Genomic DNA, 17,832 nt, shown 5'->3' on the forward strand with positions numbered 1-17,832 from the left:
TGACTGATACAAGACTATATTACTATAAACAGCGCTTCTAATATGTAAAGGGGATGTAAAAAATAGTAAAAAAGAACGAAGCATAATGCTTCGTCCTCTTATTTGATTGCAAATGTGATTTCAGCTTCGCAGGCAAGCTCCCCATCAACAGTCGCGATTGCTTTCCCTTTTCCGATTGGCCCCTTCAAGCGGACAATCTCCACTTCCAGCTTCAACGTATCGCCTGGTTTCACCTGGCGTTTGAAGCGGCATTTATCAACCCCCGCAAGGAAGCCGATTTTCCCTTTGTTTTCTTCTTTCATCAGCATGGCGAATGCACCTGTCTGCGCAAGGGCTTCAATGATCAGGACACCTGGCATTACCGGATAATCTGGGAAATGTCCTTGGAAGAATGGTTCATTGATTGTGACATTTTTCTTGCCGACAGCGCGTTTGCCTTCTTCGATTTCAGTTATTTGATCCACAAGCAAAAATGGATAGCGATGCGGGATTATTTCTTGGATTTGTTGAACATCATACATAATATGGTGAGCCTCCTGAATGGTTGTCTTTCCTAACGTATTATACCAAAAATGATGCTTGCATGTTTAACGCGTTTTGCGTTAAGGGTATTGTTCCATAAAACTGCTGGGAGGGAAGCCAATTGCTTAATCTTTTATTATGGATCGGCATCATCGTAGTCGCGTTTTGGCTTATTGGTGTCATTTTCAATATCCTCGGAGGAATCATTCACATCTTCCTTATCATTGCTGTGATCCTGTTCGTTATCTATGCAATCAGGAAAAGCAGGGGAAGGAAATAGAAAAAAGGCTTGCCCGGTAACCGGAGCAAGCCTTTTTTATGACTTCTGGTTGATTAAATCATAGATGTGCGTCCATGTATCTCGTTTAAGGACGTCCAGCGCATTGCCATCTCCCAATACGCCATACCCGAACAGCAAACCGAGCAGCAGGAAAATGATCAGGATAATCGGCACAACAAGCAAGCGGAGCCATATTGGAAACAATCTTCTCCGTTGTTTTTTCGGCTTCTTTTCCCCTTCTGCCTGCTTCTTTTTATCATGTTGTTCTTTTGTTTGGAGTTTGGATGCATTACTCGACATAGCGTTCTGGCTCCTTATTCTTATCTAATCTGATTAATGAGACCGCTCATCTGATCACTCATGGAAATCGACCGTGCATTGAACTGATAAGCGCGCTGCGTATTCACCATTGCCGTCATCTGTTCACTAAGATCGACGTTTGACCCTTCCAGGCTGCCTGCCTGAAGTTCAACGTCCCCTGCACCCAGTACTTGGGCTTGCGCAGGATCAGCAAGTTCAAAAGCTGTATCACCTGTACGTGTCAGTACGCGTGGATTATCGATGGCTGTAACTTGAAGAGCTGCTTCCACAGCATTTTCTCCATTACGCTCTACAACGATCTCTCCGCGGTCATTGATTGTAATACTATCAAAATCGGAACGTAATGCAATAGGTCCATCGACACCGTTCACCAAATTTCCATCTGCTGTCGTCAAAGCAACAGTACCATCCTGCTGGGGCTGGAGATAGAAGTTCCCGGAGCGTGTATAGAGCTGCTGTCCGTCATCGCCAGTGATCGTGAAGTATTGGTTGTCGTTCATAAGCGCTGCATCGAGATTGCGATCCGTCGTCTGGATCGTCCCCATCGTCATAAGCGGGTTCGTACTGCTCATGTATGCTCCTGAACCGATACGGATGCCGTCACTCGTGCTGCGGCTTGTCGTATTCGCCTCATCATTCGGCGGGTTGTTCATCTGCTGATAAAGCAAGGAAGAGAAATTAGAGGTCTGTGCCTTATAGCCTGATGTATTTGTATTCGCCATATTATTCGCGATCAAATCCAATCGCTGCTGCAGCTGCCCCATAGTTACGGCAGCCTGTGTCATCATCCTGCTCATTCTGCTCCTCCTTTACAGCTTCCCGACTTCATTGACTGCTTTTCCCAGGCTTTCATCATATGCTGTCATTACCTTTTGGTTCGTTTCAAACGTCCGATAAGCCTGCATCATGTCTGCCATTGTCTGCTGCAAGTCCACATTGGAACCTTCCACTGCGCCTTGGACGATATTATACGTCACACCAGCTGCAGCCCGGGCGTCTGCCGTCTGGGCTTCTTCACTCGCGGTATAAACGTTTTCACCCTGCTTGTCCAGCAGACATGCATCCTGTACGTATGTCAGTCCTATCTGGATGTTCCTGCCGTCGGCAAATTGCATTGCACCATCCGCGGACATGGTATACGTCTGATTGTTCGTCTGAATTGGATTGCCAGCCGTATCCAGCACATAGCTGCCTTGATCATTCGTCAGAAAGCCTTCTGCATCAATGGTAAAATTGCCATTTCGAGAGTATGCTTCGCCATCTGCTGTCTGCAGATTGAAAAATACAGAGCCGTTTTCATCCGGATATGCTCCATCCACCAAGGCCGTATCTGTACTGATACCTGTTTCACGTAAATCTCCCTGGACAAAGTTCGGAATCGTCTCTTGCACATAAACACCGGAATTGATGCTGCCGATTTCCTTGGAAGTCGTTACATAACGGGAGCTATCCATTGATGTCTGTTTGCTCTCCATCGACTTCAAAAGCATCTCCGGAAAAGCCCGCAGCTGCCCTTGATCTGCTTTGTATCCATTCGTATTGGCATTGGCTAAGTTGTTAGAAAGAACTTCCTGTCTGCGCTGCTGGGCAAGCATACCGGATGCAGCTGTATATAATCCTTTAAGCAATGTTTCGGTCCTCCTAGGCAGTTAGATTGCCAAAGTTTTGGTTTCTATCTATTATATCGGCAGAATCCTAAACGAATTGAACCCCTTCCGTATACAAAAGAGATCAAAGTATACAGAAGAGGCCAATTATCATACTACTTTTCGTTTTTCCAGTTTGTCGATGTTTTCAAGCATGATGCCAGTACCTTTTGCTACACAATCCATCGGATCTTCTGCAATGAATACAGGAACCTTCAGTTGTTCAGCAAGCAGCTGGTCAATACCGTGAAGCAGTGCGCCGCCGCCAGTAAGGATGATACCTCGGTCAATGATGTCTGCAGACAGCTCAGGAGGTGTCTGTTCCAGCACTGTACGCGCCGCTTGTACAATCATAGCGACTGACTCACGCAGTGCTTCTTCTATCTCTTGCGAATGCACAGTAATTGTACGCGGAAGACCGCTTACCATATCCCGGCCGCGGATATCAATGGATTCCTGACGCGCACCTTCGAATACTGTCGCAATTTCAATTTTGATATTCTCGGCTGTGCGCTCACCGATCAATAGCTTGTATTTCCGTTTGATATACTGCAGGATTTCCGCATCGAATTTATCCCCAGCCATCCGTATGGATTGTGCTGTGACGATGTCACCCATGGAAAGAACAGCAACATCTGTTGTACCGCCGCCGATATCGACTACCATATTACCGCTCGGCTGGAAAATATCCATTCCTGCACCGATTGCAGCAATTTTTGGTTCTTCCTCCAAATATACTTTCTTACCGCCGGATTTTTCGGCAGCTTCCCTGATTGCTTTTTGTTCCACTTTTGTGATGTTGGTAGGGCAACAAATCAGCATGCGCGGTTTGGATAGAAAACCTTTTACATTGATCTTGTTGATGAAATAGCGGAGCATCGCTTCAGTTACATCAAAATCAGCGATTACGCCGTCCTTCAACGGACGAATCGCCTCAATATTTCCAGGTGTTCTGCCTACCATGCGTCGTGCTTCTTCCCCGACTTCAAGTACGTTTCCTGTAATTCTGTCCATCGCGACAACGGATGGTTCATTCAGAACGATTCCTTTTCCTTTTACATGTATTAGTACGTTAGCCGTACCGAGGTCAATTCCTATATCTCGTGCCAATATCCTCAGATCCTCCCTGTAAAGATAGAAACTTTGTCGCATCCGTTCGAGAACATAATGCTACTTATTTTATAGTGTAGCACAAAACATGGAGAATAGTAGCAATTTCTGAAAGAAAAGAAGGATAAAAGTAGGAATATTGGAAAGGGATTGGATGGACTTTTACAGGATGAAAGTTGGGTTTTAGGCAGGAGCGTCGGTATTCGTTTCCAGTTTATACTTCAGTTTGGTTGCTTCCCCGCCCCTCAAATGACGGATAGCTTTGTGATAATCAAGGATCTCCTTCACTTCATTGGCCAAATCGGGATTGATTTCCGGCAGTCTCTCTGTCAGGTCTTTATGAACGGTACTCTTGGATACACCGAATTCCTTTGCAATCACGCGAACTGTCTTCTTCGTCTCCACAATGTGCTTACCTATGCGCACCGTGCGCTCCTTGATATAATCATGCACAGCCCATGCCTCCTTAAGTTGACGGTTCTTGATGTTCATGAGACAAGATGAGAAGCGATGAAGTAATTCGGATATGTATTTTTCTTGTGAAAGTCATAGCTGTTTAGGCATCTGCCGCGTTGAGCGCTTCACACTCGTTCCCCTTCAAACACTTGCTTTGGTTTGTAACATCTTATTAGCTGCAAAGCTGTTTTATTCCATAAAAAAAGACCCTCTCAGCTTGTAGAGGGTCTGTCGTTATCTATTTTTTGGATTGCATACATAGGTAAACGGGAAAAATAGAAGTCTTTATGTCTGCGGATGAATTGGTGATAGGATGCTACTAAATAATCCTTATTTTGGTGGATGAGTCCATCGAAATATTTATAAAATGCCGTCTGTTTTTCAGGCCTCCATTTAGGATAACGCTTTCTTGCACTATCCACCTCGCCAAGCTGGAACTCAATATAAGCAAGCGCAATCGGGTCATCTGTCAAATACGTATGCAAAATCCCAAAGTGCGCAGCCACAATCGGCAGCACTTGCCGGTCGAGCAACTGTGTCAGCCATGAAATGTTATACTGTTTTGCCATCTTGCTGCCTTCTGCGAGATGAGAGAAGCTGGAAATCTTGTCGTCGAAAAGGAAGGTTAACCCCATCTTGTAATGCTGTACGGCACGCTGGCCTGGCAGATATGTATGTTGGAGAATGTTTCGGCTATGTTTTCTGGCTATGATCAATTCATTCCGTTTCCAATGGTACTGGAACAAGAGCTTGTCCATTCGGACAGTCATCATGATACGCAGGAAATAATCTTTGATGAGCATGATCGTCTCCTGTAATTCATCCAGGTAGTATCCGAGAGTATGATAATCGTGGCGATGAAAATGCTGATAAATCCTCCCGAACAAAACCAGAGCCTTCGCCTCCGGATAATTGGCTTGGTGGCGGCTCACCTGTCTTTCAAACTCATCACCTGGCAGCTTGTACGCCTGGTACTGGATTATCAGTTCGTACAAATGAGCATACGATCTGTTTCGCTGGTGCAGCGAGTTCTTATTTTTTTGTATCAGCAGCTGCAGTTCTTCTTCATAATAGTTCATCCCAAGAAAATCCATTGCCGCCAGCTGAACATCCGCAGATACAGAATGTACACAGAAACTCGCCGCCTGATCTACAACCTGCTTCACATCATGACTTGTCTCTACCAGCTGAATGAAAGACCAAAGATCTGACACCCTGCTTGATGCTGCTGAGAGCTTGCCCAAGTCAGTCGCATCCTTACGCAAACTGGATTGATTCAACGTTCCTTTCTCCTCTCACATTTCCCAATCTTACCTCCATGGAATCTCTTGACTTCGACTTTCATCTTGTGTTTTGCACCATTTCATTATTCCATCTTTTCAGATAATTACAAGCGGTTTCAAGGCTGATTCGTTCGACAAATTCTTAGGTTTCCTGGTTTTATTGTTGGACTGCTTTCTGCCTAAAAAAAGCACCCCGGGATCGGGGTGCTTCTGTCGAATCAAGTTTGTGCGGAAGAAGAGGAAGACGTAGCTTCGTCCTCTGGCTGCTCATCTTGTTCAGGGGATTTCTCTTCATCAGATGCGTCAGGTGTTTCTTCTGTATCACCAGATTCATCTGCAGGCGTTGCTTCAGCATCTGCATTTTCTTCTGCTGGAGCTTCAGCGTCCGTATTCTCTTCCGCTGGAGCATCTGTCTTAGGCTGTTCGTTCTGACCAGCTGTATCAGCTGTGTCTTCTTGTACTGCTTCTGTTTCTGTTTTCGCTTCCTGCAATTTGCTTACAGGCTGGTTGAAAAAGCTTTCCGGGTTAACAGGTGTATCGCCGTTCAGCACTTCAAAGTGTAGATGTGTCGCTTTATCTTTTGCAAATAGGCTCTGTCCTGCTGTTGCAAGGACATCGCCTTGCTTCACTTCTTGTCCTGCTTCTACTTTTACATCTTCCAGACTAGCATAGTATGTCACTACTCCGTTTTTATGCTCGATCTGCACAACGTTACCGTGCAAGGCATCTTCCTTCACTTCTGTCACAGTTCCGCTCAATGCGGCCAGGACATCGAAGGCTTCGCCATCAGCTGCAGCGTAATCCACTCCGGTGCTTTGATAGTATTTGTTGTCGTAGAGTACGAGTGCATTCTCTTGGGCTTCGCTGTCTGCTTTGTGATCATAGAATTTCGTCACGACTGTCGCTTCTGCATCTTCTGCTACAGGAGCTTTCACTACTTCATCTTGTTCTGCTACAGGAGTTGCTTCTTCATCGCCATTGAACCCTAGTGAATCGAAGATACCTTTATCTTCTTCTGCCTGCTCAGGCTCGTTTGTACCGCTCTGATACCACAATACTGCTGTTAAAAGCAAAGCGGAAATACCAAGATACAACGCTGGGAAAAACCATTTTTTACGGAAAAGACGTTTCCACTTAGATTTTGAAACGCTATTTTTTTCCTTCATAGATCATCACCTCTGCAACCATTGTCGTCACAAAGATAGATTCCTATACATGCGTTTCAGAAAAATTTTCCAACACTACTTGGACACAAGCTTGGCGCCCTCTGCCGGCAGTTTATCAATCTCGATATCCTTGTAATAGTACGTCAGGATATCCTTATACGATTTACCTTCAGCAGCCATGCCATTCGCACCATATTGGCTCATTCCGACGCCATGACCATATCCCTTCGTTTGGAAGACGAGATGCTCATCCTTCATCGATAAGGTGAAATCTGTCGATTTAAGTCCCAGTTTTTCGCGAATCTCTCTGCCAGTGAAGTGCTTGCCGCCAATTTCCACGTCAGAAACGCGCTGGCTGCTATTGCGTTTGAGTTCACCTGGTGGTTTATTCGGATCGATTTCAACACCGAGAAGCTTCTCTGCTTCTTCCATTCCAATCACTTTTTGATCTTCAAATTTCGGTGATTGCAAATCCCATGGACTTTCCACCGATTTTAAATATGGCAGCGGATTTTCCCAATAGTCCTCCGCGTTTTCCGTGTACCCATTGCTTGTGGAGAAAAAAGAAGGTGTAATCGGTTCCCCGTCATACGTGATAATCTCACCGCTTGTTCCTTCTACAGCTTCTGTCAGTTTCGTCATTTTGTTCTCATAATCCTTGCCCCATGCCTGGCGGAGTTCCTCTTCATTCTTATATACTTGGTCGCTGGTAGAATCGGATACCTCGATTGCTTCCGGTTTCTCTGCTTGATGATCTTCCATATAACGCACAACATATGTCCGTGCCGCGACAGCTTGTGCTTTGAGAGCTTCCAGTTCGAAGTCGGCGGGCATCTCGGAAGCGACGACACGTGTCACATACGTCTCAAGCGGCACCGTTTCCACTGTGTTGCTTGCTGTGCGGCTCACTTCCACCGCCACACTGGCTGTTTCTTTAACCTCTTTTTCTTGTTCCATTGCTGTAGCCGTCCTCTCCATTCCACCGGGGTCTATAAATGGTACTACAATCAATGTGGGGAGCGCCACGATGACAGCGAATAAACAGACAATCAACATGGTGATGGTGACGTGGGACTTGAGACGCCGCTTTGTGCTGGGTTTCTTATTTTGCATAGAGGACCTCCTTATCTGCCTGCTGGTCTACTCTTTACTCTATGTATCTTCTGTGGATTGCTAGAACATCTGCCCATAAAAAAATAGAGTACCCGCGGGCACTCTATCAGCTCCAATATCTTCTGACGGCACAAAGCTCTGTTTCATACTCTGTCCCAGCCAAATGCAGCACTTCAATTTGTTTTCCTGTTTTCGGGGCATGCAGCATTTGCCCATTTCCATAATAGAAGCCAACATGGTGGACACGGCCTTTGCCATTTTCATAAGCGAAGAATAGCAAATCCCCCGGTTTTGCTTGATCCAAGCTCACTGCTTTCCCTTGCAGAGCCTGCGCACTGGCATCCCGTGGAATGGCGTACCCGCCGGCAAGATGCATATTGTGGGCAAATCCGGAGCAATCGTAGCCCCAGCTGCTCATACCGCCCCATAGATAGTCGAGTCCAATGAATTGTTCTGCATACATAATCAGGGCCTTGCCATCTTCCTGACGCGCAGTCCAGAGGCGGCTTTCCGACTTGGAAATCCTTCCCCGGCCAAGCGGTGTCAAAACAGTAAATGCCGTTCCTGAATCTTCAACTAAAGGAAGCTTTGTCAAAAAACTGAGCTGCATTACTTCACTGGTATCTTCTATCAGAATCGTGCTTTGCTTTGCTCGCACTTCAATCATATGTTCTGATTGCGGCAGCGGATCTGCAAGCTGACGGGCAGGTACCCAGCCCGGATAGCCTTGTGGATTTTTGGGCGTTGACTGGGAAGGTATCACTACTTTAACCCAGTCATCCTTACTTTCCGTTTCCCATACTGTCATACCGAATAGCACTTGGGATTGAAGCAGGTTGTTTTCATGCAGCTCCAATTTGTCGGTATGGGAAAGCTCATGCACCCAGCGTGATGGATCAGATGGATTAGCCACAATCGATGTATCTATTTGCCTGGAGGAGTCCGGATCTGTCCAAAGATTAGCGACGGAAACAGCGATTACCCTTTCTTTCATATAACCTCCTCTCCTTGGACATCCACTGCCAGGATACCGAGCCCTGGCGATGCATTGAGCAGCAGTCTGCTACCTTCATATCGGACGCCGCCTGTAACGATATCCTCCCGGAGCATGAGCGGTGCATCAAAATCGACCCGTGTAATATGCTGCTGACTGGCAGCCAGATGCGCTGCTGCACTGATACCAATTCGGGATTCGATCATACAGCCGACCATGCATTCTACACCATAAGAGCGAGCGATACGGGCGATATCCAGTGCAGGCTGAATGCCGCCCGCTTTCATCAATTTGATATTGAGCAAGTCAGCCGCACGCATTTCCAGCAGCGCAAGGGCATCCTGCGGGGAAAATAAGCTTTCATCAGCCATGACTGGTGTCTGGACATTTGCTGTTACATACTGTAATCCCTTCAAATCTGCAGCAGCTGTGGGCTGTTCCACAAGTTCGATAGCAAGGTCCATATCCTCCATCCTGCTGATGGCACGGACTGCGGTTTTCCTATCCCACCCTTGGTTTGCATCAAGACGAAGCGTGATACTGCTGCCAACTGCCTCCCGAACTGCTTGGAGCCGTCTTAAATCCGTTTCGATATCATCTTTGCCAACTTTTATTTTTAAGGTGCTGAAACCATCCCCTGCATAGCCTGATGCATCTGACGCCATTTCCGATGGTGTATTGACGCTGACAGTATAATCTGTTTCCAATGTATCCTGTGCCCCGCCAAGCAGCTGATATAACGGCATACCAGCATATTGTGCAATACAGTCATGCAATGCCATATCCACTGCCGCTTTGGCGCTTGTGTTCCCAACAAGGCAGTTTTGCAGTTTATCAAATAAAACATCCCGTTCCAGTAATGACATGCCGATGATGGCTGGTTTGATAACTGCTTCCACAGCATAACGAATGCTTGCTAAGCTGTCCCCAGTGATCACATGCGTCGGTGGTGCTTCCCCCCAGCCAATCACACCATCATCTGTTGTTACTTTCACAACGACAGCCTCTGCAACCGTTACTGTTCGCAATGCTGTCTTGAAGGCTTTTTTCAAAGGGACGGCTGATTGGTATACATCTATTCTAGCTATCTTCATGCTGTAACTCCTGCCTCTACGCGCAGAGTTTTTGTTTTGGTATCCATCGTTGCTTCCGTTCCAAGCGGCACTGTGATATTCGGATTGCAGTGCCCGATACGAAATCCTTTCAATACTGGTTTTTCCAAGTCAGTCAGGTAATCAACAAGGACTTGGTCAAATGAGAGCGATGTTTCCGGATCTTTTGACTCACAATCAGTAAAATCCCCGATAAGGATGCCTGCCGCCTGCTCCAGTTTGCCTGCCATCTTCAGTTGATTCAGCATACTGTCGATTTTATATGGTGGTTCAGAAACATCTTCCAACAAAAGCAGCTTGCCCTTTGTATCAATTTCATCTGGTGTACCGAGCGTGCTAGTCAGCAAGGATAGATTCCCGCCGACTAATGCTCCTGCAGCCTTGCCATGTACAATAGCCTCCAGCGGGGAAATTGCTGTAGTATAGACAACATCCTGGGGTGTAAAGAACTGCTGCAGCAAATCATAGCTCAGTTTGGCAAAGTCAGATTCCCCCATGTCGTGAGCCACCATAGGACCATGGAAAGTAATCAGCCCCGTCCGCTGCCGGATCACTGTATGTAGATACGTTATATCACTGTACCCAAGCAGTACTTTCGGGTTTTCTTTGATAGCTTCATAGTCAAGCATTTCGACAATCCGACCAGAACCATAGCCGCCTCTGCTGCAAATGATTCCTTTTACTTCATCATCTTTGAACATATCGTTCAGATCTGCGGCTCGATCACTGTCAGTACCGGCAAGATAGCCATTTTTATCATACACATGCTTTCCCAGCTTCACATGCAGACCTAACGCTTCCACAATCTTGATCCCCTGCTCGAGTTCCTCGCGTTTAATCGGACCTGCTGGTGATACAATCCCGATTGTATCTCCTTTTTTCCACACAGATGCTTTCATCATTATCTCCTCCCAGTCTATATGTATGGTATGACAGACGGAAGAGAAGTGGTTCTCACCACTTCTCTTCCTCTGCTTTATTCAATATCCGCCCATTTCAGCTCCAAGTAGCCGACTGGGTGCATGATGACATTCTTTACATTCGTCTTTTGCAAGTACACATGCTGATAAAAGTGAAGCGGTACGATCGGCATTTCATCCATCAATATTTTCTCTGCTTCCATCAGCATCTCGTAACGTGCTGCCTCATCGCTTTGTGTTTTCGAATCCGCAATTAATTTATCGTATTCTTCATTGGACCAGCCTGTACGGTTAGAAGAGGATTCCGTTGTAAAGCTTTCCAGGAAGTTAACCGGATCACCGTAATCCGCCAAGAAGGATCCCCGGAACAACTGATAGACAAGTTTCGTCTGCTCTTCGCTGAACACACTGGATTCAACTGTCTGCAATGTTACGTCAACACCTAGGTTTTCGGAAAGCATATTCTGCACGCCTTCTGCCAAGCGTTCATTTTCTGTATTTGTACCGTATGTCAGTGTCACAGCAGGCAGTTCATCCCAGCCTTCTTCCGCCATGCCTTCTTCCAGCAATTTCTTCGCTTCGGCTGGATCATCTTGGACCAAGTCCCCATTCTCTTCACGGAAATCGCCGCCATCTGGTGTTTCAAAGCCATATGGTACGAAGCTGCGTGCAGGCTGCTCGCCAATACCGCGGACAAACTCGACGATATCATCACGATTCATTGCCATTGCAAATGCTTTACGGATTTTCTCATTTGTAAAAGGTTCTTTTTGTACATTGAAGCGGAGGAATTGGTCACCGGCCTGTACCTCGGTTACCAGCTCATCACTTTCCATCAGTTCCTTCGCATTATCTGCCGGGATGGAGGATCTATCCAAGTCACCGCTCTGATACATCTGATATTCTGTATTTCGATCGGCAACCATTGCCCAGTTCACTTGATCAAGGTTCACCGTGCCAGCATCCCAATATTCCGGGTTTTTGACCATGATCAGCTCTTTATCATGCGACCAGCTGTCGATTTTGAATGGACCGTTGCTCACGTATGTGTCTGCTTCTGCGAACCATTCCGGGTTTTCTTCTGCAACCTTTTCATTGACTGGGAAGAAAGCAGGGTTAGTCAATAGGTTCAGGAAGTATCCTGTAGGTGCTGTAAGTGTCACCTTGAATGTCTTTTCGTCGACTGCCTCAATGGCAACATCATCCGCACTGCCTTCACCGCTGTTAAACGCTTCGGCTCCTTCGATCACATATGCCAGGAATGCCGGCTGATAAGCTTGTTCCGGATCAAGCATGTGCTTCCATGCGTAGACAAAATCATTAGCGGTAACGTCATCACCGTTGGACCATTTGGCATCGTCACGAAGATGGAACGTATACTCCTTGCCGTCTTCGCTGACATCCCAACTCTCCGCAATCGCTGCTTGTGGCTGGTGCGTTTCATCAAGACGTGTAAGCCCCTCCATCAAGTTGTTGACCATGACCCACGATACGCTGTCGAAGCCTTCAGGCGGATCAAGAGATGTAGGCTCCTGTCCGTTATTAAGACGCAGGACTTTCTTGTCCTCTCCTTCCTCCCCACCGCCGCTGCCGCCGGCGCTGTTGTTCGCAGTACACGCAGAAAGTAAAAGGACCAATGCAGCAAGACAAGCAATCATAGATAATTTCCAGTTTCTTTTCATCACTTTTCCCCCTTGAAATATGATCAGACTGGCTGCCGTTTGGCGCGTGCATCCTGCAGCCAGCATTCCACCTGATGTGAATCGGAAAGATAACTGGTGCCAGGATGCACATTCGCACATACTTGCATCGCATGTGCACAGCGAGCAGTAAACGGACAGCCTTTCGGCGGTGCAAACAAATCCGGCGGTGTCCCGTCGATTGGCTGCAGGATATCTTCCTTCATATCGAGTCGAGGCACAGATTGCAGCAACCCGATTGTATAAGGGTGCTGCGGACGATAGAAGATATCCTCTTTGTCCCCGGTTTCAACGATTTTCCCCCCGTACATGACAGCGACACGGTCTGCAACACGGGCAACAACACCAAGGTCATGTGTGACAAGAATGATCGATACTCCTGTCTTTTCCTGGATTTCCTTGAACAGCTCCATGATCTGTGCCTGGATGGTCACATCTAGTGCTGTCGTAGGTTCATCAGCGATGAGCAAATCCGGTTCGCATATAAGTGCCATGGCTATGACAATCCGCTGCCGCATCCCGCCGCTGAATTGATGTGGATACTGCTTCAGCCGGCTTTCCGGATTGGCTATACCGACTAAACGGAGCATTTCCAAGGCCTTTGTCTTTGCTTCGCCTGTGCTCGCTGATGTATGCTGCTTCAGGCCTTCAGTCAACTGGTCACCGACAGTCAAAGTAGGATTGAGTGCTGTCATCGGATCCTGGAAGATCATTGAAATGTCCACACCCCGGATAGCGCGCATTTCCTTTTTAGATGTTTGCACAAGATCTTTACCTTTGAAACGAATGGAACCTCGGACAATCTTACCTGATGGAGATGGGATAAGCTGCATGATGCTGTTGCTCGTGACGCTTTTTCCGCTCCCCGATTCTCCGACAATGGCCAGTGTCTCTCCTTTTTTCAAATACAGATTTACACCTCTGACAGCCTGGACAGTTCCGCCATATGTCGAGAAATGCACATGCAAGTCTTCAATTTCAAGTATCTTTTCCATTCTGTCACCTCCTCAGCTTCGGATCGAATGCATCCCGTAAGCCATCACCCAGTACATTGAAGGCGAACATTGTCAAACTGATGAACAATGCCGGGAAGAACAACAGCCACCAATCTCCAGAGAGAATTGCGGACAGACCATCATTGGCCATCGATCCCCAGCTTGCATTCGGCGCCTGTATACCAAGGCCCAGGAAACTCAGGAACGCTTCAGCGAAAATTGCCGATGGTACAGTCAGCGTGATCTGTACGATGATCGGGCCCATCGTATTTGGCAGTAAGTTCTTGCGGATGATTCGACCGGTACTTGCTCCTAATGTTTTGGATGCAAGCACATATTCATGGTTGCGCAGCTGCATCACCTGGCCGCGGACGATCCTGGCCATGCCTATCCAGCCCGTGATCGTCAGAGCTACAATGATTGTGAATAGACTCGGTCCCATCACAACAAGCAGCAGGATAACTACTAGCAAATGCGGCAATCCGTAGAGCACTTCGATGATGCGCATCATGACACTGTCCGTACGCCCGCCTTTGTAGCCGGCGACACCGCCATAAATGATACCTATAAAGAGATCGATCAAGGCAGCTGCTACACCGACAAACAGCGAGACACGTGCTCCGTGCCAAAGACGAGTGAACACATCACGTCCCAAATTATCGGTGCCGAACCAATGCGCTGCAGATGGTGCCAAGTTCTGGTTCCGTAATGCCCCTTCCGAGATGGAGTACGGCGAGAAAATCGGAGCAAAGACTGCTGCGAGGATCAGCACGATTAGAAAGAATAGCCCAGTTATAGCTAGCCGGTTTTGCTTCAACCGCAGCCATGCATCTTTGTAGAAAGACAAACTTGGACGGGATACTTCTTCCGCTTTGTTCAAATCCTTCTCTATCGGCTGGAACCATTCATCCGGAATTTGCTCTCCAGTCGTCCCGATTGGTCTATTTGGATGTTCCATATCAGCTGCCTCCTTTCTTATGCAGCTTGATTCTTGGATCCAGGATGCTGTACACGATATCGACTAGGAAAAGCATAAAAATGAGAAAGGCACTGTAGAAAACAGTCGTTCCCATAATGACCGGATAATCACGGTTATTGATACTTTCAACAAAATACTTTCCCATACCAGGTATGGCAAAAATACGTTCTATAACGAATGTACCTGTCAGAATCGCCGCCACTAATGTTCCAAGAATGGTCACTACGGGCATCAATGCATTGCGCAAAGCATGCTTGATCACGATTTTAGCAGGGGACAGGCCTTTTGCCCGTGCTGTCTTGATATAATCCTGTGTCAGGACTTCCAGCATGCTCGATCTTGTCAAACGCGCAATGATTGCTGTAGGCCCTGTAGCCAAAGCAATAATTGGCATGATCATATGCATCGGTGAAGACCAGGTTGCTGCTGGCAAAAGCTGCAGATTGACAGCGAGCTGCTGAATCAGCAATGTTGCCAGGATGAAGTTCGGAATGGAAATACCCAATACGGCCAATGTCATCGCAATATAATCTATAATGCCGTTGTGTTTTAACGCGGCCAGGACACCTAATGTAATACCGGAAATAAGGGCGATGGTAATTGTCCACATGCCGAGTTCGGCTGATATCGGGAACCCGCGGCCAAGCAAATCATTCACTGTTTCTGTCGGCTGCTTGATGGATGGCCCGAAATCGAAGGTTGCCAAGGATTTGAGCCAGATACCATATTGAACGATCATCGGCTCATCCAAATGATAATGTGCATTCAAGTTTTCCTGAACAGCTTCACTCGTACTCCGGTCCTGTGTCGTGAACGGATTCCCCGGAATGCTGTGCATCAAGATGAATGTCAGTGTCGCAATAACGAAAATGGTTGCTATCATGATTACAAAACGGCGAATCAGATATATCGCCATAAGCTGTCACTCCTAACTGAAGGTCGTATGCATTGCCAGCTCTGTCATGACGAGCATGGCACGATACGCTTCGATGATGTCTTTGGCAGGAAAAGCGACTATGGTTGTACCTGGCTCGATAGAGGTGCCTGGCATCAAATGGGCCCACTCTGCTTGACCGTAGTTGGTGAATTCGATACGCAGGACAATTTCATCCGGCGGAACGAGCGGTTCCGCTACCGCGACTCTTTCCATCGCTTTTTTCACCTTTTCACGAAGAAGCTTGCTGGCCTTCTTCGGCGTCAGCGTCAAGACGGCAGAGCGCGATAATGTCTGTTTGACTGGTGCTGTCACAACGCCTGGGATAAGATGTTCTGCTTCCATGCACGCTTGATCATCACCTGCGACCAGCAGGACCGGCACACCGCAATGGCCAGCGACATATGCATTGAAACCCAGTTCTCCGATTGGCTCATCATTCAGAAAAAAGTTGCGTACCCCATGAATCATGCTGTGGGACATCACACCGAACTGTCCTGCTCGCGCATGATAGCCGGAAAACATCGCACCTGAAAAGCTTCCGTCCAGACTTTGAACCATTGAAAGCGGTTTCACTTCACCAGATATCAAATAAGCCTCTTCATGTAATTCCTCTACCAACAGGTTGTTCATTTTAGAATGGCTGTCATTGACAAGAACATATTCTGCACCTGCATCAATCGCTGCATCGATGATGCTATTTGTTTCTGCTGTCATAATCCGTCTTGCCCGTTCATAATTATGTTTTGAGCTATCCACATATGTATAGTCCGGTAAACCTACGATTCCTTCCATGTCTACCGATAAGTATAATTTCATCCCATCCCTCTCTCCTGAACTTTCTATATTAGTTGAATTTTCTAAATAATTATAGCATAGCCCAATACAGTTAGGAAGAAGAATTACCAATTTGTAGGGAAGGCTTTCTTACAAAGACATAAAAAAATAAGCCCCTTCTTACAAAGGGACTTATCTTTATCAGCATTAATAAGTTGTCGTTTCTTCGATTGCAGCAGCTGCTTCTTCGAACACTTCATCATTCACGCGTTCGATGTCTGCACCAAGTGCTGCCAGTTTACCATGGAAATTAACGTAACCGCGATCCAAGTGCTTAAGCTCTGTAACACGCGTATAACCATCTGCAATCAAACCTGCCAGGATAAGAGCTGCTCCAGCGCGCAAATCTGTTGCTGCTACTTCAGCACCTTGCATGTTTGTTGGACCTTCCATGATAACACTGCGGCCCTCGATTTTAATCTTAGCATTCATGCGGCGGAATTCCTCCACATGCATGAAGCGATTCTCGAATACTGTTTCTGTGATGATGCTGGTGCCTTCTGCACATAGCATCAAAGCCATCATCTGTGACTGCATATCTGTCGGGAATCCTGGGTGTGGCAGTGTTTTAACATCTGTCGCTGTCAATTTGTCAGGACCGATAACACGAATGCCATTTTCTTCTTCCTTGATGATAACACCCATTTCTTCCATTTTGGCAGCAGCAGCACGCACATGCTCCATTTCGATGCCTTCAATCAGGACATCACCTTTCGTGATTGCGGCTGCAACCATGAAAGTACCTGCTTCGATTCGGTCCGCGATCATGACATGCTCAGCGCCTGTCAGTTCTTCGACACCTTCGATGCGGATTGTTTCTGTACCAGCGCCAACGATTTTCGCACCCATCGCATTCAGATAGTTTGCTAGATCGACAATCTCAGGCTCTTTCGCACAGTTTTCCAGAATCGTTGTTCCTTCAGCCAATGCGGCTGCTGTAATGATGTTCTCTGTTGCACCTACACTAGGTACATCCAGATATATTTTAGCGCCCTGCAGGCGTCCTTCAGTACTTAATTCTACATAGCCGTTGCCGACCTGTACACTAGCTCCCATCGCTTCGAACCCTTTCAGGTGCTGATCGATTGGCCGGGAACCAATTGCACAGCCACCCGGCAATGCAACTTTCGCATGACCGAAACGTGCCAATAATGGACCTAGAACCAATACAGATGCCCGCATCTTCCGGACATACTCGAAAGGTGCTTCTGTTGTCATCTGCTTTGTGGCATCGACAGTGATTGTTCCATTGCTGAATTCCACCTCAGCACCCATGCTGCGTAACACTTCATTGATCGTAAATACATCGGCTAAAGCCGGGACATTAGTAATAACACTTTTTCCTTTACTTGCAACTATACTTGCTGCGATGACAGGCAGTACGGCATTCTTCGCACCTTCGACCTTGACAGATCCTTTAAGCTGCCTTCCACCACGGACGATGATTTTTTCCAAGTTACATTC

Annotated in this window: 19 protein-coding genes; 1 reads left to right on the forward strand and 18 read right to left on the reverse strand. The window is 46.9% G+C overall.

All coding sequences use genetic code 11. From position 1 onward, the window contains the following. Positions 1-98 precede the first annotated feature (98 nt). Positions 99-521 (reverse strand): 3-hydroxyacyl-ACP dehydratase FabZ, encoded by a 423-nt coding sequence (gene fabZ / locus SFC25_RS15565; protein ID WP_411216171.1) that lies wholly within the window; start codon positions 519-521, stop codon positions 99-101. 122 nt (positions 522-643) lie between these two features. Here fabZ and SFC25_RS15570 point away from each other — a divergent pair, with 122 nt between their 5' ends. Then, positions 644-802, forward strand: coding sequence for a lmo0937 family membrane protein (locus tag SFC25_RS15570; RefSeq protein WP_286160647.1), 159 nt, complete (start codon positions 644-646; stop codon positions 800-802). Positions 803-838: 36 nt separating this feature from the next. On the opposite strand, the gene SFC25_RS15575 is transcribed toward SFC25_RS15570, so the two are convergent. From SFC25_RS15575 to murA, 17 genes are all read right to left on the reverse strand, one after another. Further along, positions 839-1,102: a DNA-directed RNA polymerase subunit beta gene (locus SFC25_RS15575; protein ID WP_411216172.1), complete on the reverse strand. Its 264-nt coding sequence runs from the start codon at positions 1,100-1,102 to the stop codon at positions 839-841. A gap of 20 nt (positions 1,103-1,122) precedes the next feature. Next, positions 1,123-1,920 carry a flagellar hook-basal body protein gene (locus tag SFC25_RS15580; protein WP_411216173.1) on the reverse strand — a complete coding sequence of 266 codons (798 nt, stop codon included), beginning with the start codon at positions 1,918-1,920 and terminating at the stop codon, positions 1,123-1,125. A gap of 12 nt (positions 1,921-1,932) precedes the next feature. Continuing rightward, positions 1,933-2,751 (reverse strand): flagellar hook-basal body protein, encoded by an 819-nt coding sequence (locus SFC25_RS15585; protein ID WP_411216174.1) that lies wholly within the window; start codon positions 2,749-2,751, stop codon positions 1,933-1,935. Between the two features lie 129 nt (positions 2,752-2,880). Then, a complete protein-coding gene (gene mreB, locus SFC25_RS15590) occupies positions 2,881-3,882 on the reverse strand; it encodes a rod shape-determining protein (RefSeq protein WP_411216316.1) in 1,002 nt (333 codons plus the stop codon). 180 nt (positions 3,883-4,062) lie between these two features. Then, on the reverse strand, positions 4,063-4,332 hold the full coding sequence (gene spoIIID / locus SFC25_RS15595) for a sporulation transcriptional regulator SpoIIID (protein WP_038564118.1): 270 nt from the start codon (positions 4,330-4,332) through the stop codon (positions 4,063-4,065). Positions 4,333-4,547: 215 nt separating this feature from the next. Then, positions 4,548-5,615, reverse strand: a complete 1,068-nt coding sequence (locus SFC25_RS15600; RefSeq protein ID WP_411216175.1) for an AimR family lysis-lysogeny pheromone receptor — start codon at positions 5,613-5,615, stop codon at positions 4,548-4,550. A gap of 221 nt (positions 5,616-5,836) precedes the next feature. After that, positions 5,837-6,784: a stage II sporulation protein SpoIIQ gene (spoIIQ, locus tag SFC25_RS15605; RefSeq protein WP_411216176.1), complete on the reverse strand. Its 948-nt coding sequence runs from the start codon at positions 6,782-6,784 to the stop codon at positions 5,837-5,839. Positions 6,785-6,859: 75 nt separating this feature from the next. Further along, the gene (spoIID, locus tag SFC25_RS15610; RefSeq protein ID WP_411216177.1) at positions 6,860-7,897 is read right to left on the reverse strand and encodes a stage II sporulation protein D; all 1,038 of its coding nucleotides are present in this window, start codon (positions 7,895-7,897) and stop codon (positions 6,860-6,862) included. Between the two features lie 106 nt (positions 7,898-8,003). After that, a complete protein-coding gene (locus tag SFC25_RS15615; RefSeq protein ID WP_411216178.1) occupies positions 8,004-8,891 on the reverse strand; it encodes a C40 family peptidase in 888 nt (295 codons plus the stop codon). Next, complete coding sequence (locus tag SFC25_RS15620; RefSeq protein ID WP_411216179.1) at positions 8,888-9,985, reverse strand: mandelate racemase/muconate lactonizing enzyme family protein; 1,098 nt, start codon at positions 9,983-9,985, stop codon at positions 8,888-8,890. Before SFC25_RS15620 ends, SFC25_RS15615 begins: the two co-directional genes overlap by 4 nt. Then, positions 9,982-10,905, reverse strand: a complete 924-nt coding sequence (locus tag SFC25_RS15625; RefSeq protein WP_411216180.1) for a S66 peptidase family protein — start codon at positions 10,903-10,905, stop codon at positions 9,982-9,984. Before SFC25_RS15625 ends, SFC25_RS15620 begins: the two co-directional genes overlap by 4 nt. A 74-nt stretch (positions 10,906-10,979) precedes the next feature. Then, entirely contained in the window at positions 10,980-12,605 is a 1,626-nt protein-coding gene (locus tag SFC25_RS15630) for a peptide ABC transporter substrate-binding protein (RefSeq protein WP_411216181.1), read from the reverse strand. A 23-nt stretch (positions 12,606-12,628) separates the two neighbouring features. Next, entirely contained in the window at positions 12,629-13,618 is a 990-nt protein-coding gene (locus SFC25_RS15635) for an ABC transporter ATP-binding protein (protein WP_411216182.1), read from the reverse strand. 4 nt (positions 13,619-13,622) lie between these two features. After that, entirely contained in the window at positions 13,623-14,576 is a 954-nt protein-coding gene (locus SFC25_RS15640) for an ABC transporter permease (protein ID WP_411216183.1), read from the reverse strand. A 1-nt stretch (position 14,577) separates the two neighbouring features. Further along, a complete protein-coding gene (locus SFC25_RS15645) occupies positions 14,578-15,513 on the reverse strand; it encodes an ABC transporter permease (RefSeq protein WP_038564096.1) in 936 nt (311 codons plus the stop codon). A gap of 12 nt (positions 15,514-15,525) precedes the next feature. Beyond that, complete coding sequence (locus SFC25_RS15650) at positions 15,526-16,350, reverse strand: M55 family metallopeptidase (RefSeq protein ID WP_411216184.1); 825 nt, start codon at positions 16,348-16,350, stop codon at positions 15,526-15,528. A gap of 165 nt (positions 16,351-16,515) precedes the next feature. Then, on the reverse strand, positions 16,516-17,823 hold the full coding sequence (gene murA / locus SFC25_RS15655; protein ID WP_411216185.1) for a UDP-N-acetylglucosamine 1-carboxyvinyltransferase: 1,308 nt from the start codon (positions 17,821-17,823) through the stop codon (positions 16,516-16,518). Positions 17,824-17,832 lie beyond the last annotated feature (9 nt).

Source organism: Terribacillus saccharophilus (genome assembly GCF_046592595.1).
Classification (GTDB): Bacteria; Bacillota; Bacilli; order Bacillales; family Amphibacillaceae; genus Terribacillus; species Terribacillus saccharophilus_C.